The organism is Pseudocitrobacter sp. 73 (assembly GCF_008369545.1).
In the GTDB taxonomy this organism is placed as follows: domain Bacteria; phylum Pseudomonadota; class Gammaproteobacteria; order Enterobacterales; family Enterobacteriaceae; genus Pseudocitrobacter; species Pseudocitrobacter vendiensis.
The window spans coordinates 367,445-393,752 of sequence record NZ_VTZO01000006.1 but is presented as its reverse complement, the minus strand read 5'-3'; the positions used below and the strand labels follow the sequence as shown (position 1 = coordinate 393,752).

Below are 26,308 nucleotides of genomic sequence, written 5' to 3'. Positions count from 1 at the left end.
ATCAAGTCGCGACTAATACAGATAAATCTGTAAGGGATTCCGATACATGGAATCCCTTAGAAAACTAAAGATCAATTAAACACCATACCACCATCAATGATTAAAGCCTGCCCAGTCATGTAATCAGAATCAGTACCTGCAAGGTAAGAAACACAGGCGGCAACATCTTCCGGTTCTGAAATACGACCAAGCGTTACGCTCTTAGCCCACTGCTGGAGACCCCATTCCAGTGACTGACCGTTTTCATCAGCAACTTTTTGGGCGATGCCTTCCATCATCGGTGTACGCACAATTCCCGGACAATAAGCATTCACTGTAATCCCATATTTAGCGAGATCCTTTGCCGCAGTTTGGGTAATACCACGAACAGCAAACTTAGTAGCACCATATACAGCAAGGTCAGGGTTACCAACCTGACCAGCCTGAGATGATGCATTGATGATTTTACCAACAACATCACCAGCTTTTGCCGGGGTTCTTTTCTTGAAGTGTTTTATTGCGGCCTGAATCCCCCAATAAACACCACCTACGTTAACGTCAAAAACTTTATGGTAGATTTCGGGAGTAATGTCTTCAATGGGTGTAGCTGGACCAAGACCCGCATTGTTAACCATTACATCGATACGTCCAAACTTAGCAGCAACCTGATCAACTGCGGTGAACATTTGTTCCCGATCTGCTACATCCACCACAACAGCTAACGCTTCTCCACCGGCTTCTTCGATTAGTTTAACGGTTTCTTTTGCCGCTTCACCATTGAAATCCAGACTACCAATGCTGAAGCCATCTTTAGCTAAACGCAGAGCAACAGCCCGGCCAATCCCTTGTCCAGCACCAGTTACTACCGCAACTTTCTTTTCTAAACTCATCTTTATGTCCTCTTTATATTACATCTAACGACCTTTAATAGAAAAGTATCGTATTAAATCAAAGTCTGTACTATACGTCATTAATGATTTATATCAATTATGATGCACCCACCCGCAAGTGACCTAAATTGATCTAGAACAACTATTCATATCATTTCAACCTTATCAATATAGGCGATAGCATTAATATGTATTAGCTCAGACCTGATCTGACAGTTACCGGTTATTTATACAGGTAACTGTCAGATCAGGTCTGAGCTAATACATATGAACTCATGTCAATTACTGAGATTTGATTACTCGGCTTATTGTGCTACGGGCAACGCCTGTTGTCTGCTGGATCTCAGTGTAGGACATACCTGCTGCTCTGAGTTTGATTATACGTTGATGAAGCTCTAAATCAGCCTGACGCCCACGAAATTTTCCCTCCGATTTGGCTTTGGCTATTCCCTGTGCCTGTCTGCGTCTCCTGTCTGTGTAGTCCTTTCGGGCGATAGCCGCTAGCATATCTAACATCATCCCATTCAGGGCATCCATCATACGGTTTGTAAAATCATCTGCATTCTGAATCATCATGTGCGAGGTCGGCAAATCTAAGGCAACAACACGGATTCCTTTGGATTTGATAAACATGGATAGTTTCTCCCAGTCTTCACCATTTAGTCGGCTAAGACGATCAACTTGTTCGACAAGTAATACATCACCGGGTTGAGCAATATCAATTAGCTTGAATAGCTCAGGGCGAGAAAGAGAAGCCCCAGATTCATTTTCGACGAACCACGCAGCAATAGAAATCGACATCCTATCAGCAAAAGATTGTAGCTCAATTTTTGCACGATTCGCGTCTTGTTCTTTTGTTGATGCTCTTAAGTAGGCATAAACACGTTTTGTCATACCATTTGCCTTTGTAGTAGCGTTTATATGGTAGCAATTATATCGGTATCATATAGGTAGTAGCAATGATTCTTTCAAGTCATTTCGGGACAGCGAAAAGCGGTAGTGGATGGGTATACCTAAACGATATATGACTTAGGCTGTTTGGTTGATGGATTGATGTTAGCGATATTTGATGTTTGCACAAAACTGACTGTAAGCATGCTTTCGGTTGTTGGTTTATGAGTTACAGATTGAGCCATGGTCATCAAAACTTTCTGTCAGATAACATCAATCCATCAAATTTAATTAATATTATCCACGAATATAAAAAATCGTTGATATTTAGTACAATTCCTCATTAGACCTCAGTGAGGGAGCCTCGGACTATTGGCTTTATATACCAACGTTTCCTCTCTTAATTTGTATGATAATATGAATCGTTTCACTCTGAAATGAGGTACAAAATTGATGAACATTCCCTATCGCTTTATGTGCGGTGAAGAAAATAAAACTGATGAAATTATGAGCATAATGTTACAGATTGGGCTGAGAGAAGAAACACTCAAAAGGATGAGTGGGCTAATGATTATGCAGCTATATGCATCATTCATTTCCAGGAGCGAAAACCCGTTCATTATAGCTGACGAGATCTCTAACCTTGAAGGTACTTCCTTACGAGGCGAAAGTAGGACTAAGTCACCGACGATGTTTAATCGTAAACCTTTCCTTCGGGGATTGTGGCATAAGCACTACTACGGTTCTGGTATAGATGTGATGGCTCGAAATCTACTTGTTGCTTTGAATAACTATGGATTGCCGCAATTGGAAGCCAAAGTTGAAGAGGCAATTAATTCTGGTGAAGAACGATATTTTACAGCAGAAGATGTAGCCATGGTTGCATTTGATGCTGTCTCTGGAAATTGGGAACGTCGAGCCAATGAACAAAAAATTACAGGGCATTGGATCATTTACGCTATCCATGAAGGCAAAAACTTCTATCTGAGTCTTGGAAAGCATACCGATGACGAAGCGGAACTACGACAGCAAATCGAGGCCATATGTGTTCACCAATTCCCGTTTTTGACGGAAATACTTTGCCCGATTCCCAATTGATTTGACGATTGTATCACCATAGCTTATGGAGGATGCTTTTATTGAATCCTAACCTCAGGCCGAAATTTAATGTATTGTGCAATAATCTTGTTAATAAGTATGCAGGGAAATGCCCTGCATTTGAAATACAAGTAAGAGGTCATTTCTGGCAAATCTCCCGGTCATAAACTCCCCCATTTACAGCCAGCATTTGCCTTTTCTTCTTAGAGAGCATATCGGACATTATTTCAGAATCATCAAGAAAAATCCCACTAAATGTTCCAGGACTGGCTCTCCATCCAGCAATGATGATAGTATCCCCCACATTTAAGGCCGCAACCTTATTATTATCATAGTCAGTGTCTTTGAATATGAATTTTAACCCTTCATTTGAACCGGGGATAACTAATGTAACTAACGGATTTTTACTGAATGTCAGAGTACTAATGTTTTCTATTTTCCCTACGACCATTAATCGACATTTTTTGAAATCATTAGTTGCGCGAAACTCATGTTTCTTAAATCTCGCATAAACTTCCCCGGTAGTATACAGCCTTGGAAGTATGTCAATTATTGACGGTTTAGAGGGTTTTTCTGGTTGTGGTACAGGTACAATATCCGTATTTTCTGCGGACTTTACTTCAGTCGCTCTGGGCTGATATGGGGTGGTTGCCAGCCCGTAGAGAAGATAGATGCCATAGGCTATAGCAACAGCGACAACTGATTTTTTAATATAACCTTCATAAGGTGATTTCATTTCGCTCTTCTCTGATCTCTATGTTAGTAATGTGCATGCCATCACGGTATATTTTCACGTTGTCAGGTGGTGATTTCACCGCGTCACGGATCTCATTTATAGTGTCTTTCGATAAAATATCGCAGCACTCCATATACAAAACCTTACGGTAATCAGTATCAGACATGCTATCGAAGCTGTTACTTAGCCATGAATCAGAAATTTCAACTTTATGCATCAGCCTCATATATTTTATGATGAACGTAGTAGTCAGATGAAATCGTCCAATTGTATATTTCCCCTTGTAGGTATGATCTGAAGGTGAAGTCATCCAATCATTTTTTAAAACTAAAGTTAGCGCATTATTTTTCATTTTCCGATTCCAGCTTACGAATACGATTGTTAGTCATGTCGGTAAGGCATTTCGGTTCATTATTACAATTAGATTTTTGCTTGATCCATTCTCTTTGGGAAGGAAGTAAGCGCTTTCGTGTCTCAGGGCTAAGTTGCTTCCAGACTGAATTAAGTTTCTCATCACTTGTTTTATAACTTTGTGTATCGGTATCTAAGCTAGTTGCATTGTTGTCGGGTACTCCGCCATTTTTTCCGTAGAAAATCGGGGCACGCACTCCCTGAGCGTACTCTTTTGCTACTCTTTCCCACACGCTTTTGCCATTGGAAGTCAGCATTTTACTGAATTCTGTTGTGTCGAATCTGTAGCTGCGGATCTCGCCATTAAAATCCAGCTTTACGTTGACGACTGAGGACTTCGAAATGCCAACCACGAAATCCTCGGCTTCTGAACCAAGTGAACACACTAATTCCTTCGTCTCATCATCATTATTGGGGCGTAGCCCGTGCATTGTGAATCTACGGATATTAGTCGTAGCAGTGATGTCTACCAGAGGTATTATTGATGGTGATTGCTTTGCCATCGCGAAGCATATCCCCTTTAGATTCACGTCCCTATCCATTCCAAGAAACATCAAGGCGTTTTGGTCGCTGCTGGCGACGCCTGCTGATTTCGCCTCTGGCAAGAAATATACAGTACTAGAAGCAGCGGCTACGCATAAAATCATAGAAGTACTTAATGCAATGATTTTTAAGGTTTTTGTAAGGATTGCCATGCTGGATACCTTTTCCTTTCACATTCAATCGGAGGCAGAGTTCAGGTCCGTGAGCCCATGTGTGAGGGATACCTGTCGAAGAATCATAATGTTACATCGATCTATTAAATCTATCAATATTTCAATATTGATCTGTAAAAACGATCGATTGGTATGGGAGATGTTGCCAGATGGGTTTGACAACCTGTTCGTGCTGGATTCTATAAGGAAGGGGGACGTGATGGTTCTAGCCCCTACGTTAGTTCTAGTAGGGGGCAGGAGTTACTTAAGAAGTTTTTCGAGCTCTTCTAACGAATTAATTTCATGTTGAACGCCATTTATAGTTGCATAGCTTTTACTAGCCGAACTATTAGCAATTTGAATAGTTTTTACTTCAGACCCGCTTTGATGCATGCCATCTTCTAATTCAGTTATCAACGTTGGATTGAGCTTGCTAATTTCTTGCCTGCTTTTCACAACAGCAGCAAATTTTTCAGGATCGATGAGTTCATCAATGAACGAGTGAAGAACTAATCCTTGCATCTTCATTAAGTCATGATCATTGATTGTCTGTGTTTCAACGTATGAAGCGCCAGGAGAGCGGTTGCGATTGAATTTAATCGCTATTCTTTGTTTTGTTTCATCAACAAATATCACATTGAAATGACCATGACGTTCATCTATATCATAACAATCAATACGCTTAATCGCTTGTTTGATTCTTAACCGGATACGTTTGCGATCTGGATTCTTTGTGTCATTAACGTCAAACTGACTAAACTGTTCCCAACCCGAAATTTGAATTTCAGATCTTGCGGATTTGTAATTCTTAAATTCATACTCAAGCGTTGATTTTTTCTGCTTGTAATCATTAATTTGCTCCGCTAGTGCTTCTACATCATCTGTTAACGCCCCTAACTTTTGTAGCTTTGTGATGGATTCGGATGCTTTCCCTATCTCAGATTCGAACCATGCAGTTCTATCCTCCTGATGGTTGTTCCAGACATGATCAGAGATCAATTGCAAAATAGTATGTTCAAGTTGGTATGCAGTGAGACCTCTCTTACCACATGGCTTACCTTGCACGATCTTTGAGCCACATATGTATCGATATTTGTTTTTGCCTGAGCCTGACTTAAACATGTATGAACCGCATTTCCCGCAAAAAAGGATACCGATTCCAGAAAGCAAAGGAATTTCTGGAGTTGGATTACCTTCGGGATGCTTAAAGCTGCTACGTGTAACAGCCCGATGTTTGTCAAGACGTGAGAGGGTCAAATAATCAACTTCTGACATCAATGCTGGATAATAATCGGGGATGATGAATGATTCTTTCAAAGGCTCATCGGATTCTGGATCGTACACAACAGAATCAGTCTCATCGCGTTTATCTAACGTGAATACCTTTTGCCCGTGAACTGTAGGATTCAAAAAGGTTCTAATTAAATGCTTTCCCCATTGTTCAGTTTTAGGGGGGAGTTTTTCACCAGTTCGATCTTTATAGATCCTTTTCTTAGGGGCAGGGTGATGTTCGTTTAGGTATCGCTGAATACCGAGTAGAGTCTCACCAGCCTGTTTCAGCTCGATAATCTTTTGGGCTACAGGGAAAAAAATAGGATGAGGGTCAACGTTTCCTGATGATGTATCAACCCACCAAACATTTTGACCAACTGATTCTATCGCTTTAGCCGGGGTTCCCGGTTTTCTCGTGAGGTTCTGTCGAATCAATGAGCGGGCTTGCGCTTCAACACGATTTTTTTTCGCGAGAGATTCGTCATGTGCTCTTGTAAACATCAACAAAGAAATAATCAGGTCCGATGGATTATTCTTAACATCTGCATACTTATACACTTTTTCGTCCATACCAGTGACGATAATGACTCCTTTACTGAGAATGCTCTTGAAGATATCCAGCGCACTCCAGGCGTCATCACGGCTTATACGATCAAGGTTTTCTACTACGAGCCATGAGCCAACAGGAACCTTTTCCCCTATCTGCTTAATGAATTCTGAGAGCTTTCCCTCAAGAGCATTTTTTCCTTTGAAAGCAGACATGCCAAGGTCATGGTATGCCGTTGTATCCAGCTCAAGGTCATAGCGATCGGCTATTCGCCTGGCGGTATCTTGCTGACGTTCAAGCGAGTTACCTTCGCTCTGTTTTGCGGAGGAAAAACGAACATACGAATACAACTTTGGCTTCATGGCGGAAGGTTACCTTTGGATAGCTCGATTGAGGGGGCATTACTTGATGCTAACAGTAAGCATGTTAATTTTAAACCATGAATAATTGTATGTTAGGAAAGCCTGCTAATACCCGATGCATCCAGCTTGCGGATAATAATCTGTGTAAGATTTTTGGCATGCCGGAACGTCCTCTAGTTTGCGGGGGCCTGCAACCCACGCGTGAGATGTGTAAAACGCATCGTGATGAGGCGATGGTTTATCTGCTCAAACTGGAAGAAGATACGCTGCCGTAACTAGATTGTTATGGAGCAATGCGTGTGTATCCCGCTCGTTAATTGAGAATATTTCTCGACAACATCAATAAATATATTCACCAAAAAAATGATTCAATCTCATTAAGTTAGCGTTCTGAAAGATATATGACAAAATGAGTATTCATCGCCCTTTTTTAATGAAAAAGTATGATACTAAGAAAGTAGGGAGCCTTCATATTTAATATTACAATAATAACGCATGGCAACTATATTAGTCTGGTAATCAATATGAGCGATACTTTTTTATAAATTAACGTAATGACTGTTTTTTTACGCACTCACTTCTGTTGAGGCCTCAGTCTGCCTGTATATTTAATTTTCATCGCCGTTTGTGATTAAATATGACGGTCTTACTTAAGCATTTTGTCAGGAGATAACGCTTACCTCTCAATTATTATCTTGAGTTAACAAGATATTCATTAATGACAAAAGGGAAATTGCAATAGTAACAGATAATTGATCTTATCTGCTCCCGCTCGCTCTTTTTCCGCCTGTCATTACACAGTGCAGGGAAAGCGCAAAACATGTTAATTAATAAAGAGGTAATGGTTATGGCCTCACAATATGATTTTACCGTCACACTGCACGATCTTGAATTTATTTTGAAGCAAATCAAGATCTCCGAAGCAGCAACCAATGCTGATGGCAGTATCAATGGCGATCTCCTGCGCGACCTCGTCTCCAGCCCTCTGTTACCGTATGGGATCCGCACCGTCGATGGTTCCTGGAACAACCTGTTACCGGGGCAGGAACTGTATGGTTCTGCCGATCAAACCATGCCGAGGCTGACGGCTATCAACTGGGCGGATGCCGACGCATTGACCAGCTACACCCAGTTGAATGGTGCAACGGTTATTGACGCAGACCCACGTATTATCAGTAATCTGATTTCAGACCAGACCGACTCAAACCCGGCGGCAATTGAGGCGCATGAAGAACTTTCGGGTTCTCCTGGCGGCGGAACGGTATCAGATAATGGCAGTTTATCCATTCCTAACCTCTCGCCTGATATCGGTTTATCCCCGGCATTTAATGGCTGGATGACGTTCTTTGGCCAGTTCTTTGACCATGGTCTGGATTTAATTCCCAAAGCGGGAAATGGCATTGTATTTATTCCTCTTCAGGAAGATGATCCATTATTTGTTCCAGGTTCCAGAACTAACTTTATGGTCCTGACACGCTCGCAGGTGGATGAAAATCATAATACCGTTAACCTGACCACGCCTTTTATCGACCAGAACCAAACCTATACCTCTCATCCTTCCCACCAAATATTTATTCGTGAATATGTCATGGTAGATGGGAAACCGGTTCCAACAGGTCATTTATTAGAAGGTGCCAACGGTGGTTTGGCGACCTGGGCGGACGTTAAGCAGCAGGCGGAAATGTTGCTGGGCATTAAATTAACCGATCAGGATGTATTTAATGTTCCGCTACTGGCAACAGATCGCTACGGTAATTTGATCCTCAGTGAAAATGGGAAGGTACAAATTGTGACTACTGGCGGGCTGTTCGAGGCCAACGGTGGACCACTTCCGGCGGGAACATTGCGCACCGGGCACGCTTTCCTTGATGATATTGCCCACAGTGCGGTACCCACCGCAGGGCTTACGGCTGATGCCGATACCGCTATTGGCGGTGCGCCGGTCGCAGGCACATATGATGACGAACTCCTTGCCCGCCACTTTATCACTGGTGACGGGCGCGGGAATGAAAACATCGGCTTAACGGCGGTGCATTCGGTATTCCATAGCGAACACAACCGTTTGGTGGAAGAGTACAAAAACACGCTGCTGGCAACCAACGATGTCGATCTCATCAATCAATGGCTGATGCCGGAACATCAGATAACCGCGATTCCGGCGAATCTTACTTCACTGCAATGGAACGGTGAATACCTGTTCCAGGCCGCGCGCTTCGCCACGGAAATGCAGTATCAGCACCTTGTGTTCGAAGAGTTTGGCCGTACCGTGCAGCCTGCCATCGACCCGTTTGTCTTCTCGAACAGCGCGGATATTAACCCGGCGATTTTTGCCGAGTTTGCCCACGTGGTCTACCGCTTTGGTCACTCGATGCTCACGGAAACCGTTGATCGTACCAATATGGCGATGCAGGGGGATGATGTTGGTCTTATTCAGGCTTTCCTGAACCCGGTAGCGTTTAATGAATTTAATGGGCAAATCATTTCTGACGACCAGGCGATTGGCGCCATTGTGCGTGGAATGTCACGGCAGGTTGGTAACGAAATCGATGAATTTATTACCGATGCGCTACGTAACAACCTGGTCGGCCTGCCGTTGGATTTAGGCGCGCTGAACATCGCCCGTGGGCGTGAAACCGGGATGCCAACCCTGAATCAGGCGCGTGAGCAGTTCTATGAACTGAGCGGAAACAGTCAGCTGCGGCCTTATATCAGTTGGGCAGATTTTGCCTCGTTCCTGAAAAATCCGGCGTCAATCATCAACTTTATGGCGGCCTACGGTCAACATGCGTCGATCCTTGCCGCGTCAACCATTGAGGGCAAACGCGCGGCGGTGAATTTCCTGCTCTTTGGCAATGACACGACTTCGCCACCCGCCGATGCCATGGATTTCTTCAACAGTACCGGCAACTGGGCGAATCGCGAATCAGGCCTGAATAATGTTGATTTCTGGATTGGCGGCCTGGCAGAGCGGAAAAATGAGTTTGGCGGCATGCTCGGCTCAACCTTCAACTTTGTCTTTGAAACCCAGATGGAGATGTTGCAGGACGGCGACCGTTTCTACTACCTCAGCCGCACTCAGGGGCTGAACATGCTCAACGAGCTGGAAGCGAACTCCTTCTCGGCGCTGGTGATGCGTAACAGTGACCTGGGCGCTGCCGGGTCGTCACATCTTCCGGCTCACCTGTTCCAGACGCCGGACTACATCTTCGAAGTGAACCGCGCGCTGCAAACGGATGCGGACCCGACCTGGGGCAATCCGCTGAAAGATTTGCTGACGCCGTTACTGGTACGTCGTGCCGCTACCGGCGATGTGAACGGTGATGGAGCATCCGACGGTGCTTATCTGAAATACTCCGGTGACGGACACGTGGTGCTCGGTGGTTCCGCCGGGAACGATACCCTCATCGGCGGTAAAGGTATCGACAGCCTGTGGGGGGATGGCGGCGACGACCGTCTGGACGGCGGCGATGAAGCTGACGTGGTGCACGGGGGCGACGGAAACGACATCATTACCGACACCAATACGCCCATCGGCGGGGCAGATTTCCTGCATGGAGACGCAGGCCACGACGTTATCTTCTCCGGTAACGGAAACGATCTGATCTTCGGCGGCAGCGGCAGCGATTTCCTGTCGGTGGGCGAAGATGCACAAGAAGTCTTCGCCGGACGCGATAACGACTTCGTGCTTGGCGGCTCTGGCGGCGATGCCCTGCTGGGTAATGAAGGCGATGACTGGCTGGAGGGCGGTGATGGCTTTGACAGCCTTACCGGGGAGAACTCTGAGCTCTTCTTCAACAGCACCATCATCGGCCACGACATTCTCAACGGTCAGGGCAACGACACCGACTACGATGGCGAAGCGGGTGACGACATCATGGTGCAGGGTGCCGGTATCCAGCGTAACAACGGCATGGCCGGGTTCGACTGGGCTATCCATAAGGGCGATCCTAATGGGGCGAACTCGGATCTCGGCATTCCTATCTTCGTAAACCAGCAGGAGTTTATCCTGCGAGACCGCTTCGACCTCGTTGAAGGGCTGTCAGGCTGGAAGTTCAACGACGTGCTGATCGGGACTGAGCAGCCTATTGGTACTGCACCTGTTCAGGGTGTGCCGTTGTCAAACAACCTGACTCAGGAAGGGGTAGACCGCATCAGCGGGTTGCAGAGCATTATCGGGGGGACACGGAGCAACAATCCAAATGCAGTAGTGTTTAACCCGGATAATGGCGGCGATATTCTGCTCGGTGGCGGCGGCAGCGACCGGATGATGGGTAAGGCTGGCGATGACATTATCGATGGCGATGCCTGGCTGAATGTCCGTCTGGCGGTAAGCGGCCTGGCGGGCGTCACCAGCGCCGATAGCCTGAATGAGCTGAAATCCTACATGCTGGCGGGCACCCTGAAACCGAACCAGATTACGATGGTGCGCGAAATTCTGCGTGAAGGCGCAGGCACGGAAACGGACATTGCGGTTTATCGAGACCTGAGCAGTAATTACCTCTTTACCCGCATGGCGGATGGCAGCCTGAGAGTGGACCATGCCACACCGGCAGCCGGGATAGTCAACGATGATGGTGTGGACCGCCTGCTCAACATCGAAAAAGTGGAGTTTGGTGATGGCGAGCAACTGTGGGTCACCGCGCAGGCAGCGACCGGGAGTCTGGCCATCAGCGACACCACGCCTTCGCAGGGCGATTTACTGCGCGCCGACCTCACGAATTTACGTGATGGTAACGGGATTGCCGCAGCGACCGTGGTCACCCTGACGTGGCAGGCACTGAGCGGTGGGCAATGGCTAGATCAGGCGACTGGCCCTGAATTCCGTGTACCTAACGGGTTACAGGGCGCGCAGTTACGCGTCGTCGCCAGCTTCACCGACCGGATGGGCGATGCCGAGCGGATTATCTCGTCGCCCACTCAGGCCGTTACGCCGCGCAACCAACCCACCACGGGGCTGCCGGTCATTAACGACCTGACTCCAACTGAGAGCCTGACGCTGACCGCCATTGTCTCCGGGATTGCGGACGCTGACGGCCTAAGCGGTGGTAACTTCAGCTACCAGTGGCGAATGAGCAATGGCAACGGCTTCGTCAACATTAATGGCGCAACCGCCGCGACCTATACGCCGACCCAGACGGTTGTTGGTCGGACGCTACAGGTGGTGGTCACCGTCCGTGACGACGAAGGCAACCCGCCGGTCGTGCTGACGTCTGCGGCAACGCAGGTGGTCGGCGATCTCAACGTTGGCAACAATCAATCTAACAACCTCACAGGTACCGCAGGAAGCGACATTCTGCGCGGCGAGGGCGGTAGTGATGTGCTGTCAGGGTTGGGGGGCGATGACACGTTGATTGGCGGAACGGGGAGCGACACGCTCGATGGCGGCGCGGGCCGGGATATCCTGGAAGGTGAAGCCGGAGACGACACGCTGAACGGGGGGCTGGATGCCGACACGATGTCCGGTGGAACCGGTAATGATACCTACATCGTGGATAACCTGGGCGATGTAGTCAGCGAAGGCGTCAATGCGGGAACTGACGTAGTAGAAACCAGCCTCGCCAGTTATGTCCTGGCCGATAACGTTGAGCAACTGGTCTTCACCGGCAACGGTAACTACACCGGTACCGGTAACGCACTGGCCAACACTATTACCGGCGGAAATGGCAACGATTCGCTCTCCGGGCTTGGCGGTAACGATCTGCTGCGAGGGGGGAACGGCACCGATCGCCTGGATGGCGGCGACGGTAACGATACCCTTCAGGGCGACGGCGGTACCGATACGCTGCTGGGGGGCGCAGGTAACGACATTCTCACGGGCGGTGCAGGCAACGACATTCTTAACGGTGGGGCCGGAAACGACACCATGAACGGGGATGCCGGCAATGACACCTTTGCGTTCTCTGCAAGCTTTGGTCGCGACTTGATCTCCGGTTTCGACAGCAATGCGGCTGGTGGACAGGATTTCATCGACCTGCGGTTGTTGAACATCACCAACTTTGCGGCTCAGGTGTGTGTCACGACCGTTGCCGGTGATGCCACCATCACTATTGGGAACGATGTCATCACACTGGATGGGGTGAATGCCAATACCATGAGCGTCGGCGATTTTATTCTCTGATAACGCTTAAGGCACGCATCCGATATTAACCGGTTATAAGGAGAAGATTATGTCGGGCCAGCATACGCAATCAGAACTGAACAGGGCGCTGAAAGGAACTCGCTCCACTTTTACTCTGCTGCTGTTTTTTAGTTGTGTCATTAATATGCTTATGCTGGCTCCGGCAATTTATATGTTGCAGGTGTACGACCGCGTGCTGGTCAGCAAAAACACCACCACGCTGTTAATGCTTACCTTGCTGATATTTGGGCTATATATCGTCATTGGCCTGATTGAGTCGGCGCGCGCCAGCGTGATGGTGCGCCTCGGCAATCGGCTGGATGTAAAATTAAACCAGTTGGTTTTTAACGCCGCCTTTAAGCGCAAGATAATTGCCGGAGATAATAACCCGGCCCAGGCGCTGGCGGAGTTAGATCAGGTGCGCCAGTTTTTATCCGGAAACAGTCTCTTCGCGTTGCTGGATATTCCCTGGACACCATTCTATCTATTAATCGCCTTCCTTGTGCATCCGTTGCTTGGCTACCTCTCTGCCGGGGGCATTATTATTCTGTTCGCACTGACGCTGTTTTCCGAAATATCAACCAAACGTGTGATTCAGCAGGCGCATGCGCTGACGATAAATAACGGCAGCAAACTCAATAAGCAGCTGCAAAATGCGGATGCAATTGAAGCCATGGGGATGCTCCCAACGCTGAAAAATGATTGGCTGGAGCAACACAATAAAGTGCTGGTGCTGCAAACGCAGATTGCGGATAAAACCGCGCACTTAAGCGGCCTGAGCCGGTTTGTGCGTATCCTGCTGCAATCCGTCGCGCTGGGGGCCGGGGCCTTACTGGTCATTAAAGGGGAAATCACACCCGGCCTGATGATCGCCGCGTCGATCATTCTCGGGCGCGTGTTGAACCCGGTTGAACAGGTGATCGGTAGCTGGAAACAGTTTGTGCAGTTTCGCGGCGCGTGGCAGCAGTTGACCACCTTACTGAAAAGCTATCCCGCGGCGAAAGCGGTGCTCACGCTGCCGCGCCCGACGGGCAAAATCAGCGTGGAGAATGTGTTCGCCGCGCCTCCGGGGCTGAGTTCACCGACGCTGCGCAATATCTCCTTCCAGCTTGATGCCGGGGAGGTGCTGGGGATCATCGGCCCGTCGGCCTCGGGTAAAACGTCGCTCGCAAAACTGCTGGTGGGCGTCTGGGGTACGCTATCGGGCAAAGTGCGCCTTGATGGCGCGGATATCTGCCAGTGGGATAAAGCACTGCTCGGCCCGGCCATAGGCTACCTGCCGCAGGACGTCGAACTGTTTGATGGAAAACATCTCGCGTTTTGCGCTGATGGACAGTGAAAAGATCGTCGCGGCAGCGCAACTGGCGGGCGTTCACGAAATGATCCTCCGCTTTCCTCAGGGCTATGATACCCCGCTTGGCGTCGGCGGGTATCAGCTCTCCGGCGGCCAGCGTCAGCGTATCGGGCTGGCGAGAGCGGTGTATAACAATCCCGCGTTTATCGTGCTCGACGAACCCAATGCCAATCTCGACGATGCTGGCGAGTTCGCGCTGATTAAAGCCATTAATACCTTACGCAATCAGGGGCAAACCACGGTCATTATTTCTCATCGCCCGACGCTGCTTGGGGTGGTCAACAAAGTGCTGTTACTCAACGACGGGGCGATGCAGCAGTTCGGTACCCGTGACCAGGTGTTTGCCAGCCTCCGTCAGGCTAACGTTCTAAAACCGGTGGCTGAAATGGCTGAACCGTCTGCTAATAACGACCAACGCGAGGCCTGAAAATGAAAAAGCAGAATTCCGTAAACGATGATGACTGCGTTGATACCCGGATCTGGCCGCCGTTGCTGCGAGGGTTTGTGGTCATACTGTTCGGTGTCGGCGGTTTTTTGCTGTGGTCGGCAAAAGCGCCACTCGATGCAGGGGTGGTGGCTGATGGCACAGTCACCGTATCCAGCAACCGGAAAACGCTCCAGCACCTGAGCGGTGGCCGCGTGACGGCTATCGACGTAAAGGAAGGCGATACGGTTAAGAAAGATCAGGTGCTGGTACGGCTGGATAAAACGCCGCTGGAGATGCGCTACAGCGCGCTGGGCGCGCAGTACTTGTCAGCCAAAACCATTGAAGAACGCCTGCTTGCGGAACGTGATGGGCTAGAAGCCATCGTTCTTGATGCATCGCTGACACAACAGTTTTCGGGAAGCAAACGGCTGGTGGAGGCCCGCCAGCTTCAGGCGCGCTTGTTCGAAACCCGGCGCAAAACCGTACAGGACGAAGTGGCAATGCTTGAGGAAAATTTAGAAGGTCTGATCGGGCAGATAAATAACCTGAACAAAGTCAAAGGATTCCGCGACCATCAGTTTAGCCTTATCAGCCGCGAACTCGGCGCAATTCGTTCTCTGAGTGAGAAAAACTATTATCCCAAAGCCCAGATGCTGGTGCTGGAGCGGGAGGCGGCGGAAATCTCCGGCAGCATATCCGAGGATATTTTAAATATCGCCAAACTGAAGTCGCAGCAAAACGAAATCAAAATCAAACTCTATCAGGTGCGGCATGAATACGTGCAGGAGGTGGAGTCTGAATTAACTTCGAAGCAAAAAGAGCTTTCAATGCTTGAGGATGAACGCATTTCAACCCGTCACGAGCTGGATAATACGGAAATTCGTTCACCAATAAACGGCACGGTGCTGGATGTGAAGGTGAGTACTATAGGCGGGGTGATACAGCCTGGGGAACATCTGATGGATATTGTTGCGGCCGGGCAACCGCTGCAAATTGACGCGCGTATACCGGTGCACGCGATTGATAAAATGGCGCCCGGATTAATGGTGGATGTTCTTTTCCCGGCGCTAAACCACGCGTTATTACCGTCAGTGCCTGCTCGGGTGCTGACCGTTTCGGCGGATCGTTTAATTGATGAAGCCACCCAGCAGCCGTATTACCTGGCGGAAGTTCAGGTCTCACGAGAAGGCGTAAAACTACTGGGGGACTACAAAATTAAAGCCGGTATGCCGGCAAGCGTCACGATTAAAACCGGCGAAAGGACCTTCCTGAGTTACCTCTTTAAACCGCTGCTGGCCCGCCTTGAGCTGGCTTTTAAAGAGTATTAAACATCTTTCACGCGCATCAGACAGCCGCTGGTGATGACACACATCACCAGCGCTATCCAGAACACCGCGTGATAACTCCAGATTTCCGCGACAACGCCCGCCAGCGACCCGGCGATGATCCAGCCGACGCGGGTCGTATTGGTGTACAGCGTGGTCGCTGAACCGGCCTGGCCTGGCATCAGATCCTGAAAATAGAGCATACCAATACCGGCGAGAATACCAATGTAGATTGCGTTAAGTAGCTGTAAACCGAGCAGTAAAACGGGTGTGTGGACCGTCAGCATCCCGACGTAGAACAGTAATCCGCTGACGGCCGCGATACGCATTAAAAAGCGTTTGCCGAAGCGTTTAGCATAATATCCGGCAATCAACATGGTTGGGATTTCGAGGCCCGCCGCCGTGCCCATCATCACGCCCGCCAGTTTTTCAGGCAGATGTAACTCTTCAATAATAAACAGCGGCATATTAATGATGTACAGACTGTTGGTGCCCCACATCAGCGTGCAGATGGTAAACAGCAGCAGGGCATCGCGGCGGTTAGTGCGCGGCGCTTCTATGTGTCCGGCGGTGGTGCCTTTACCTTTATGCATGCTGGGCAGTAAAAACCAGACAATGATACCGCAGACAATAAACGCCATCGCCGCGCTGAGATACATCACCGTAAAGCCAAAGCCCATCGCCAGCGCATAGGCCAGCGGCGGGCCAATAACCCAGGCGAGTGACACCTGCGCACGTAGAATAGAGCTGAACATGACCGCTTCACGCCCTGTTTTATCTGCATGCTCGCGCGCAAGAGCGAACATTTGCGGGTTGGCGGTAGAGCCAAAGCTGCTCAGAAAAACCCCGACAAACAGTAAAATAAAGTAGTTACGATTCCAGGCAAAGAGCACGCAGGCGAGCACACCCAGCAGGCAGCAAAACACGATCAGGCTTTTGCGATCGCCTTTGCGATCGGATCGCCCGGCCAGAAACTGGCTTACCAGGATGCCAATGACCGCGCTACCGGTAAAGAAGAAGCCCACCATCGCCGGGCGCGCATGAACTTCATTAGTCAGAAACAGGCTCAGGGTCGGCGTTTGCAACGCTCCGGCGATACCGGTTAAAAACGCAACAATCAGAAACGACGATGAGGTGAGATCAAACGAACGTCGGGGGGCGGCGGCAGAACTGTTTTGCATATCTCTTAATCGCTAGCGTGACAGGAGGCGGGAGTTTACGTCGCCACTCAGAAAATGAACAGCCATCTATATCAAATTCTGCACATAAAAATTAAAAAGCCATTTCAAAATAATTCTCACTCAAGCTGACGTTTTGCTGACGCCTGAAATCCTGGCGATTAAGGTGTCAGCAGTTGTGGTATTAATGCTAATAAAATGTGCTGTAGATCTAACTTTAAACATCAGAAATTCAACTTATCTTGCAGGCTGGTTAAGAAAGGCACAGACTCCATTGAAACGTTTCAGCGTCATCTGACCTTAATTCTGGCATAAGGTGACGCCTTTTTTCTCATGTTAGCTGAAACGATTCAATTCAGCAGGAGAGGAGAACCATGTTCCAGTTATCTGTTCAGGATATTCATCCCGGTCAGCAGGCCGCGGATAAAGAAGAGGCTATTCGGCAGGTTGCTTCAGCACTGGTCAGTGCGGGCAACGTGGCGGAAGGTTATGTCGCCGGGATGCTGGCGCGTGAGCAACAAACGTCCACGTTTTTAGGTAATGGCATCGCCATTCCGCACGGCACCACCGACACGCGCGACCAGGTGCTGAAAACCGGCGTCCAGGTTTATCAGTTTCCGCAGGGCGTGACCTGGGGAGAAGGGCAAACGGCATATGTGGCTATCGGTATCGCGGCGAGCTCTGATGAACACCTGGGTCTGCTGCGTCAGCTGACGCACGTGCTGAGCGATGATTCCGTGGCTGAACAGCTCAAAAGCGCCACCACAGCTGAAGAGCTGCGTGCGTTGCTGATGGGTGAAAAGCAGAGCGAATCGCTGAAGCTTGATAACGACACGCTGTCGCTGGATGTTGCAGCCAACGATCTGGTGACGTTACAGGCGTTGAACGCCGCGCGTCTGAAAGAGGCCGGAGCGGTGGATAGTGCATTTGTTGCACACGCAATTAATGAACAACCGCTGAATCTCGGTCAGGGTATCTGGCTGAGCGATGGCGTGAACGGCAACCTGCGTAGCGCTGTGGCGGTTAGCCGCGCGGCAAGCCCGGTCAGCGTTGGCGAATCTCAGGCCGCGATGTTAATTACCGTGGCCATGGCTGACGATCAACCGACAGCTGTGCTCAGTCGACTGAGCAATCTGCTGCTGGAAAATAAAGCTGAACGTCTGCTGAAAGCTGATGCCGCCACCGTGCTGGCGCTGCTGACCAGCGACGACGCGGCAGCGGAAGACGTATTAAGCGAAGAATTTGTGGTGCGCAACGAGCATGGTTTACATGCCCGCCCGGGCACTATGTTAGTCAATACAATCAAACAGTTCAGCAGTGATATCACCGTCACCAACCTTGATGGCAGCGGTAAACCGGCGAACGGTCGTAGTTTGATGAAAGTCGTCGCACTCGGCGTGAAGAAAGGCCATCGCCTGCGCTTCACCGCTCAGGGGGACGATGCTCGTCAGGCACTGGACGCAATTGGAGAGGCGATTGCCTCTGGCCTCGGGGAGGGCGCATAAATGAGCAGACGCGTTGCAACAATCACACTGAATCCGGCCTACGATCTGGTTGGCTTCACGCCAGAAATTGAACGTGGTGAAGTTAACCTGGTACGTACCACCGGCCTGCATGCTGCAGGTAAAGGGATTAACGTTGCAAAAGTGCTGAAGGATCTGGGCATTGATGTCACCGTCGGCGGTTTCCTCGGGAAAGACAATCAGGACGGTTTTCAGCAACTGTTCAGCGAACTCGGTATCGCTAACCGCTTTCAGGTGGTGCAGGGCCGTACCCGTATTAACGTTAAGTTGACGGAAAAAGACGGCGAAGTCACCGACTTCAACTTCTCCGGTTTCGACGTGACTGCCGCAGACTGGGAACGTTTTGTGAACGATTCCCTGAGCTGGCTGGGGCAGTTCGACATGGTGTGCGTAAGCGGCAGTCTGCCAGCGGGCGTCAGCCCGGAAGCGTTTACCGACTGGATGACGCGTCTGCGCAGTCAGTGCCCGTGCATCATTTTCGACAGCAGTCGTGAAGCGCTGGTGGCAGGCCTGAAAGCTGCGCCGTGGCTGGTAAAACCGAACCGTCGCGAGCTGGAAATTTGGGCAGGCCGCAAGCTGCCGGAAATGAAAGACGTGATCGACGCAGCTCACGCTCTGCGTGAACAGGGTATCGCTCATGTGGTGATTTCACTCGGCGCAGAAGGCGCGCTGTGGGTGAATGCGTCCGGTGAGTGGATCGCGAAACCGCCGTCAATGGAAGTGGTCAGCACCGTCGGCGCAGGCGATTCCATGGTCGGCGGCCTGATTTACGGCCTGTTGATGCGTGAATCCAGCGAGCACACGCTGCGTCTGGCGACGGCGGTGGCGGCACTGGCTGTCAGCCAGAGCAACGTCGGCATTACCGACCGTACCCAACTGGCGGCCATGATGGCGCGCGTTGACTTACAACCGTTTAATTAACAGCAGGAGATAAATCATGAGAACGCTGCTGATTATTGATGCCGGACTCGGACAGGCTCGCGCCTACATGGCGAAAACCCTGCTGGGCGCGGCGGCGCAAAAAGCAAAGCTCGAACTGATTGATAACCCGAACGATGCGGAACTGGTGATTGTGCTGGGTTCAACCCTTCCGGCGGACAGCGCGCTGGTCGGGAAGAAAGTGTATCTGGGCGATATTAATCGCGCAGTCGCGCACCCGGAACTGTTCCTTGGGGAAGCGAAAGGCCATGCGCTGCCTTACGAAGCGCCTGCCATTGCGGCACCGACAACCTCCGGCGCGGTAAAACGCATCGTGGCGGTAACCGCGTGCCCGACCGGTGTTGCGCACACCTTTATGGCGGCAGAAGCAATTGAAACTGAAGCTAAAAAACGCGGTATGTGGGTGAAGGTTGAAACCCGTGGTTCCGTGGGCGCAGGCAATGCTATCACCCCGGAAGAAGTTGAGCAGGCCGATTTGGTTATCGTAGCGGCGGATATCGAAGTGGACCTGGCGAAGTTCGCGGGTAAACCGATGTACCGTACCTCGACCGGCCTGGCGCTGAAGAAAACGGCGCAGGAGTTTGATAAAGCCGTTGCCGAAGCGAAGCCGTATCAACCGACCGGTCAAACTCAGGCTGCGGCCAGCGCGAAGAAAGAGGGCGGCGGCGCTTATCGCCATCTGCTGACCGGCGTTTCTTACATGCTGCCGATGGTGGTGGCGGGCGGCCTGTGTATCGCGCTCTCCTTTGCCTTTGGTATCAAAGCGTTCGAAGTACCAGACACGCTGGCGGCTGCGCTGATGCAAATCGGCGGCGGTTCAGCCTTTGCCCTGATGGTTCCAGTGCTGGCGGGCTTCATTGCCTTCTCAATTGCTGACCGTCCTGGCCTGACGCCGGGTCTGATCGGCGGTATGTTAGCCGTGAGCACCGGTTCCGGCTTCATCGGCGGTATTATCGCGGGCTTCCTGGCCGGTTATGTGGCGAAAGCCATCAGCACGAAGCTGAAACTGCCGCCGAGCATGGAAGCGTTGAAACCGATTCTGATCATTCCGTTGGTGTCCAGCCTGCTCGTCGGCCTGGCAATGATCTACCTGATTGGTAAACCGGTTGCCGGCATTCTGGCAGGCCTGACGCACTGGCTGCAAACCATGGGTACGGCGAATGCCGTCCTGTTGGGCGCAATCCTCGGCGGTATGATGTGTACCGACATGGGCGGCCCGGTGAACAAAGCGGCTTATGCGTTCGGTGTGGGTCTGCTCAGTACGCAAACCTACGCGCCGATGGCGGCAATTATGGCCGCAGGCATGGTGCCTCCGCTGGCGATGGGCGTAGCCACGCTGGTTGCGCGCAATAAGTTCGATAAAGGTCAGCGTGAAGGTGGTAAAGCGGCGCTGGTGCTGGGTCTGTGCTTCATCTCCGAAGGGGCAATTCCTTTCGCAGCGCGTGACCCGATGCGTGTTCTGCCATGCTGTATCGTCGGCGGGGCCATCACCGGCGCTATCTCCATGGCGGTGGGTGCAAAACTGATGGCGCCGCACGGTGGTCTGTTTGTTCTGCTGATCCCTGGCGCAATCACCCCGGTTCTGGGTTACCTGCTGGCGATTGTGGCGGGTACGCTGGTGGCGGGCTTGTCCTACGCGGTGCTGAAACGTGCTGACGCGGAAGGGGTAGCGAAAGCGGCGTAAACACGCTTCAAAGATAAAAGGGCCGAAGATTCGGCCTTTTTTTACATTAGGCTTCAGCCGTTTCAGTCTGCTGCGCTTTCAGCCACGCAATCTCTTCCGCCCAGATATCCGGGTTTGTGGTTTCCAGAATCAGCGGAATACCGTCAAAACGGCTGTCCTGCATTATCCAGCGGAAGGCATCGTGCCCAATATTGCCTTCGCCGAGGCTGTTATGGCGGTCAACGCGGCTGCCAAAGGCGCTTTTTGCATCGTTGAGGTGCATACCGCGCAGGTAGTTAAAGCCTACGATACGTTCAAATTCGGCAAAGGTTTTTGCACATTCGTCAGTGGTACGCAGATCGTATCCGGCGGCAAAGGCGTGGCAGGTATCAATGCAGACGCCGACGCGGGATTTATCTTCTACGCCGTCGATGATGGCCGCGAGATGTTCGAATTTAAAACCGAGATTACTGCCCTGGCCGGCGGTGTTTTCAATCACGGCGGTCACGCCTTCGGTTTGCGCCAGCGCGATGTTGATGGATTCAGCGATACGTGCCAGACACTTATCTTCATCAATTTGCATCAGATGGCTACCGGGGTGGAAGTTCAGCAGTGTCAGGCCAAGCTGCTGACAACGGCTGAGCTCATCGATAAAAGCTTCGCGGGATTTTTCCAGCGCCTCTTCCACAGGATGGCCGAGGTTAATCAAATAGCTGTCGTGGGGAAGGATCTGCGCGGCGGTGTAGTGGTATTTTTCGCAGGCCGCTTTGAAATCATCAATCACTTCTGTGGTGAGGGGGGCGGCGCGCCACTGGCGCTGATTTTTGGTGAACAGGGCGAAAGCGGTCGCTTCTAATTCTGCTGCACGAATGGCGGCGTTGGCTACGCCGCCGGAGGCGCTCACATGCGCTCCAATGTATTTCATAACGACTCCTGTTAAACCCGCCAGAGGAGGGGAAATCAAACCGTAATCATAGCGGGTTAACAGGGAGAAGTCGTGATGGATTATGCCATCAGGGCGTGTACCGCAAGGTTGATAGCGCCACCGCCGACGATTAACCAGATGAACAGCACCAGCGCCATCAGCATCGGTTTTGCGCCCGCTTTTTTCAGTGCGCTTACGTGGGTGGTTAAGCCCAGTGCCGCCATCGCCATCGCCAGTAGTACCGTATCCAGTGTCACCAGTACATCAACAAGCGCTTTCGGCAACAGGTGGAAGGAGTTGAAAATCGCAACCACAATGAACAGTACCGCAAACCACGGAATGGTGATTTTGCTTTTCTGACCACTGCCTGCCGGAGCCAGTTGTTTTACGCGAGCTGCCAGAATCAGCAGGAACGGAGCCAGCATCATCACGCGCAGCATTTTCGAAATCACCGCCGCGTTTTCAGCTTCCGGGTTAATCGCATGACCTGCCGCAACCACCTGCGCCACTTCGTGCATAGTTGAACCAATATAGATGCCGTACGTTTCCGGGCTGAACCAGTGCGCCAGCAGCGGATACATTGCCGGGTAAAGGAAGATTGCCAGCGTACCGAAGATAACGACGGTTGCCACTGCCACGGTCACTTTACTCGCCTCTGCTTTTACTACCGGTTCCGTCGCCAGTACGGCCGCCGCGCCACAGATACTGCTACCCGCGCCAATCAGCCAACTGGTTTGTTTATCCAGGCCAAACACTTTTTGTCCCAACCAGCAGGCCAGTAAAAAGGTACTGGTCAGCGTAAGGGCATCGGTGGCAATCCCGCTGACGCCCACTTCAGCAATTTGCGAAAACGTCAGTCGGAAGCCATAAAGAATGATACCGAGCCGCAGCAGGTGTTGTTTAGCGAACAGTACACCACCATCGCAGGGCTGCCAGATTTTAGGGTAAACCGTGTTACCGATGACCATCCCCAGCAGGATTGCCAGCGTTAATGCACTGAAGCCTGCCCCTGAAATAGCGGGAATGCTCCCGGCCCACAGTGCTGCCCCGGTGATAATCGCGCTAAGCGCCAGCCCAGGGAGATAATGTCTTACAGAACGATGAGGTTCGCGTAATGTGATTTCTGCCATAACCTTCTCCTTTGTCTGGGCAAAAGATTACGCCGCGCTGGTTTAAAAATAAAATTGATTATATATTTATAATTAATCGTAATAACTGGTAAGCATTGATTGAACAGGCAGGAAAGATATGCATATCACGCTGCGACAGCTTGAAGTGTTCGCGGAAGTACTTAAAAGCGGCTCCACTACCCAGGCCTCACAGATGCTGGCATTGTCGCAGTCTGCGGTCAGCGCGGCGTTGACCGATCTCGAAGGGCAACTCAGCGTGCAGCTTTTCGACCGCGTCGGTAAACGGTTGGTGGTAAACGAGCACGGGCGTTTGCTTTACCCGCGCGCGCTGGCATTGCTGGAGCAGGCAACCGAGATTGAGCAACTGTTCCGGGAAGATAACGGTGCTATCCGCGTCTACGCCAGTAGCACGATCGGTAACTATCTTTTGCCGGAGATGATTGGTCGCTATCGCCGGGATTTCCCCGATTTACCGATCGAACTCAGCGTAGGCAACAGCCAGGATGCCATTAATGCCGTGGCCGATTTTCGCGTCGATATTGGTTTTATTGAGGGGCCGTGTCATTCAGCGGATATCGTGGCGGAGCCCTGGCTGGAAGATGAGCTGGTGGTGTTTGCCGCACCGGATTCGCCACTGCTGGAAGGGGAGGTGTCGCTCGCACGTCTGTCGGCACAGCCGTGGATTTTGCGTGAGAAGGGCTCCGGTACTCGCGAAATAGTTGATTATCTTCTGCTTTCCCATTTGCCGCAGTTCCGCCTGGGCATGGAGCTTGGCAACTCCGAAGCCATTAAACATGCGGTGCGCCACGGGCTGGGCATCAGCTGTCTGTCACGCCGGGTGATTGCCGAACAACTGGAAAGCGGAAAACTTGTGGAAGTAAAGGTGCCGTTGCCGGGGCTGAATCGCACGCTGTGGCGCATTCATCATCGGCAGAAACATCTTTCTAATGCGTTACAACGTTTTCTCTCGTACTGCACCATCTCATAGGCTGTTGCCAGCTGGCGAGAAACTCGCCAGTCACAGCATGTACTGCTTTACTTATAATTGGCCGCTAATCATGAAGGTCTCTTATAACTGCGCATTTCTGCCAGAAGACGCGCTTATCGTCTGCTACAATCGCGCCTCAATTTTTGGATGGACAGTATTTTCAAATGGTTTCCGAAACTAAAACCACACAAGCGCCCGCGCTCCGCCGCGAACTCAAGGCGCGTCACCTGACGATGATCGCCATTGGCGGTTCAATCGGTACAGGTCTTTTTGTCGCATCAGGCGCAACCATTTCCGCAGCAGGCCCCGGTGGGGCGTTATTCTCATACATTCTGATTGGCCTGATGGTGTACTTCCTGATGACCAGTCTGGGCGAACTGGCGGCCTACATGCCGGTTTCCGGTTCGTTCGCCACCTACGGCCAGAACTATGTCGAAGAAGGCTTCGGCTTCGCGCTGGGCTGGAACTACTGGTACAACTGGGCGGTGACTATCGCCGTTGACCTGGTGGCCGCACAACTGGTGATGAGCTGGTGGTTCCCGGATACGCCGGGCTGGATCTGGAGCGCCGTGTTCCTGTGCGTCATTTTCTTGCTCAACTATATTTCCGTAAAAGGCTTCGGCGAAGCGGAATACTGGTTCTCACTGATTAAAGTCGCCACCGTTATCATCTTCATTATTGTAGGTGTGATGATGATTATCGGCATCTTCAAAGGCGCACAGCCAGTGGGCTGGAGCAACTGGACGACCGGCGATGCACCGTTTGCTGGCGGCTTGTCGGCGATGATTGGCGTGGCGATGATTGTCGGCTTCTCCTTCCAGGGTACCGAGCTGATTGGCATCGCGGCAGGTGAATCTGAGGATCCGGAGAAAAACATTCCGCGTGCGGTGCGTCAGGTGTTCTGGCGAATCCTGCTGTTCTATGTATTCGCCATCCTGATTATCAGCCTGATTATTCCGTATACCGATCCGAGCCTGCTGCGTAACGATGTTAAAGACATCAGCGTGAGTCCGTTCACCCTGGTATTCCAGCATGCGGGTCTGCTCTCTGCGGCAGCGGTGATGAACGCCGTTATCCTGACGGCGGTACTGTCTGCGGGTAACTCCGGGATGTACGCATCCACGCGTATGCTTTACACCCTGGCGTGTGACGGTAAAGCGCCGCGCATCTTCTCTAAGCTGTCGAAAGGCGGTGTACCGCGCAATGCGCTGTACGCGACGACGGTGATTGCGGGGCTGTGCTTCCTGACCTCTATGTTCGGTAACCAGACCGTTTACCTGTGGCTGCTGAATACTTCCGGGATGACGGGCTTCATCGCCTGGCTGGGGATTGCCATCAGTCACTATCGCTTCCGTCGCGGTTACGTAATGCAGGGCAATGATATTAACAATCTGCCTTACCGTTCCGGATTCTTCCCACTGGGGCCGATCTTCGCGTTCGTTCTGTGCCTGATTATCACCCTGGGTCAGAACTATGAAGCGTTCCTTGCCGATACCATTGACTGGGGCGGCGTTGCTGCCACCTATATCGGCATCCCGCTGTTCCTGATTATCTGGTTCGGCTATAAGCTGAGCCGTGGAACACGCTTCGTTCGCTACAGCGAAATGCACTTCCCGGAGCGCTTTAAGAAATAATTAACGCTCATCCTAAGAAGCCCTCTTCACGCAAAGAGGGCTTTTTTTTACTCAAAATTACTCCTCACCTAAGATTATTCCTGTATTGATAGAATTAAACGATTACATATTGACATAACTTTAAATAACTTAATTGATAATTGTTATCATTCTCTTTATCATCACCCGCGTTAATACTGGATGAAGCCACTCCCTCTCTTACGGTAAATCGTGACCGACATGA

General features: G+C 50.8%; 17 protein-coding genes and 2 pseudogenes. 10 read left to right on the top strand and 9 right to left on the bottom strand.

The annotated features are described in order from the left end of the window. Positions 1 to 71: 71 nt before the first annotated feature. Together F0Q32_RS06835 and F0Q32_RS06830 are read right to left on the bottom strand one after the other, a co-directional pair. Positions 72 to 869: a (S)-acetoin forming diacetyl reductase gene (locus F0Q32_RS06835; RefSeq protein WP_149462493.1), complete on the bottom strand. Its 798-nt coding sequence runs from the start codon at positions 867 to 869 to the stop codon at positions 72 to 74. A gap of 282 nt (positions 870 to 1,151) precedes the next feature. After that, positions 1,152 to 1,763, bottom strand: a complete 612-nt coding sequence (locus tag F0Q32_RS06830) for a recombinase family protein (RefSeq protein WP_149462492.1) — start codon at positions 1,761 to 1,763, stop codon at positions 1,152 to 1,154. 450 nt (positions 1,764 to 2,213) lie between these two features. On the opposite strand from F0Q32_RS06830, the gene F0Q32_RS06825 reads away from it, so the two are divergent. Then, on the top strand, positions 2,214 to 2,858 hold the full coding sequence (locus tag F0Q32_RS06825; protein WP_149462491.1) for a hypothetical protein: 645 nt from the start codon (positions 2,214 to 2,216) through the stop codon (positions 2,856 to 2,858). 139 nt (positions 2,859 to 2,997) lie between these two features. Here F0Q32_RS06825 and F0Q32_RS06820 read toward each other — a convergent pair whose 3' ends face one another. From F0Q32_RS06820 to F0Q32_RS06805, 4 genes are all read right to left on the bottom strand, one after another. Beyond that, entirely contained in the window at positions 2,998 to 3,594 is a 597-nt protein-coding gene (locus F0Q32_RS06820; RefSeq protein WP_149462490.1) for a hypothetical protein, read from the bottom strand. Further along, entirely contained in the window at positions 3,578 to 3,946 is a 369-nt protein-coding gene (locus F0Q32_RS06815; protein WP_149462489.1) for a hypothetical protein, read from the bottom strand. Before F0Q32_RS06815 ends, F0Q32_RS06820 begins: the two co-directional genes overlap by 17 nt. Next, a complete protein-coding gene (locus F0Q32_RS06810) occupies positions 3,936 to 4,700 on the bottom strand; it encodes a lysozyme inhibitor LprI family protein (RefSeq protein WP_149462488.1) in 765 nt (254 codons plus the stop codon). Before F0Q32_RS06810 ends, F0Q32_RS06815 begins: the two co-directional genes overlap by 11 nt. A gap of 261 nt (positions 4,701 to 4,961) precedes the next feature. Then, positions 4,962 to 6,881: a recombinase family protein gene (locus F0Q32_RS06805; RefSeq protein WP_149462487.1), complete on the bottom strand. Its 1,920-nt coding sequence runs from the start codon at positions 6,879 to 6,881 to the stop codon at positions 4,962 to 4,964. Between the two features lie 95 nt (positions 6,882 to 6,976). Here F0Q32_RS06805 and F0Q32_RS06800 point away from each other — a divergent pair. The 4 genes and pseudogenes from F0Q32_RS06800 to F0Q32_RS06785 form a co-directional block, all read left to right on the top strand. Next, positions 6,977 to 7,156: pseudogene (locus F0Q32_RS06800) on the top strand (hypothetical protein); the annotation flags it as partial. A gap of 572 nt (positions 7,157 to 7,728) precedes the next feature. Continuing rightward, positions 7,729 to 12,999 (top strand): peroxidase family protein, encoded by a 5,271-nt coding sequence (locus F0Q32_RS06795; protein ID WP_149462485.1) that lies wholly within the window; start codon positions 7,729 to 7,731, stop codon positions 12,997 to 12,999. A 49-nt stretch (positions 13,000 to 13,048) separates the two neighbouring features. Next, positions 13,049 to 14,780 (top strand): annotated as a pseudogene (locus F0Q32_RS06790) (type I secretion system permease/ATPase). A 2-nt stretch (positions 14,781 to 14,782) separates the two neighbouring features. Continuing rightward, complete coding sequence (locus F0Q32_RS06785) at positions 14,783 to 16,108, top strand: HlyD family type I secretion periplasmic adaptor subunit (RefSeq protein ID WP_149462484.1); 1,326 nt, start codon at positions 14,783 to 14,785, stop codon at positions 16,106 to 16,108. On the opposite strand, the gene setB is transcribed toward F0Q32_RS06785, so the two are convergent. After that, positions 16,105 to 17,286, bottom strand: coding sequence for a sugar efflux transporter SetB (setB, locus tag F0Q32_RS06780; protein ID WP_149462483.1), 1,182 nt, complete (start codon positions 17,284 to 17,286; stop codon positions 16,105 to 16,107). The genes F0Q32_RS06785 and setB overlap by 4 nt on opposite strands. Positions 17,287 to 17,657: 371 nt before the next feature. Here setB and fruB point away from each other — a divergent pair, with 371 nt between their 5' ends. Genes fruB through fruA form a run of 3 tightly spaced genes read left to right on the top strand, consistent with a single transcriptional unit; the run spans position 17,658 to position 21,429 of the window. Next, entirely contained in the window at positions 17,658 to 18,788 is a 1,131-nt protein-coding gene (gene fruB / locus F0Q32_RS06775; protein WP_149462482.1) for a fused PTS fructose transporter subunit IIA/HPr protein, read from the top strand. Continuing rightward, positions 18,789 to 19,727, top strand: a complete 939-nt coding sequence (gene fruK / locus F0Q32_RS06770) for a 1-phosphofructokinase (RefSeq protein ID WP_108473649.1) — start codon at positions 18,789 to 18,791, stop codon at positions 19,725 to 19,727. It begins immediately after the preceding gene. Between the two features lie 16 nt (positions 19,728 to 19,743). Beyond that, positions 19,744 to 21,429 carry a PTS fructose transporter subunit IIBC gene (gene fruA, locus F0Q32_RS06765; protein ID WP_149462481.1) on the top strand — a complete coding sequence of 562 codons (1,686 nt, stop codon included), beginning with the start codon at positions 19,744 to 19,746 and terminating at the stop codon, positions 21,427 to 21,429. 46 nt (positions 21,430 to 21,475) lie between these two features. Here fruA and nfo read toward each other — a convergent pair whose 3' ends face one another. Next, positions 21,476 to 22,333 (bottom strand): deoxyribonuclease IV, encoded by an 858-nt coding sequence (nfo, locus tag F0Q32_RS06760; RefSeq protein WP_149462480.1) that lies wholly within the window; start codon positions 22,331 to 22,333, stop codon positions 21,476 to 21,478. An 80-nt stretch (positions 22,334 to 22,413) separates the two neighbouring features. Beyond that, positions 22,414 to 23,463, bottom strand: coding sequence for a YeiH family protein (locus tag F0Q32_RS06755; RefSeq protein WP_149462479.1), 1,050 nt, complete (start codon positions 23,461 to 23,463; stop codon positions 22,414 to 22,416). A 118-nt stretch (positions 23,464 to 23,581) separates the two neighbouring features. Between F0Q32_RS06755 and yieE the strand changes: the two genes are divergently transcribed. Both yieE and F0Q32_RS06745 read left to right on the top strand, forming a co-directional pair. Then, positions 23,582 to 24,451, top strand: a complete 870-nt coding sequence (yieE, locus tag F0Q32_RS06750; RefSeq protein ID WP_149462478.1) for a DNA-binding transcriptional regulator YeiE — start codon at positions 23,582 to 23,584, stop codon at positions 24,449 to 24,451. Between the two features lie 164 nt (positions 24,452 to 24,615). Then, complete coding sequence (locus F0Q32_RS06745; protein ID WP_149462477.1) at positions 24,616 to 26,085, top strand: amino acid permease; 1,470 nt, start codon at positions 24,616 to 24,618, stop codon at positions 26,083 to 26,085. Positions 26,086 to 26,308: the final 223 nt, after the last annotated feature.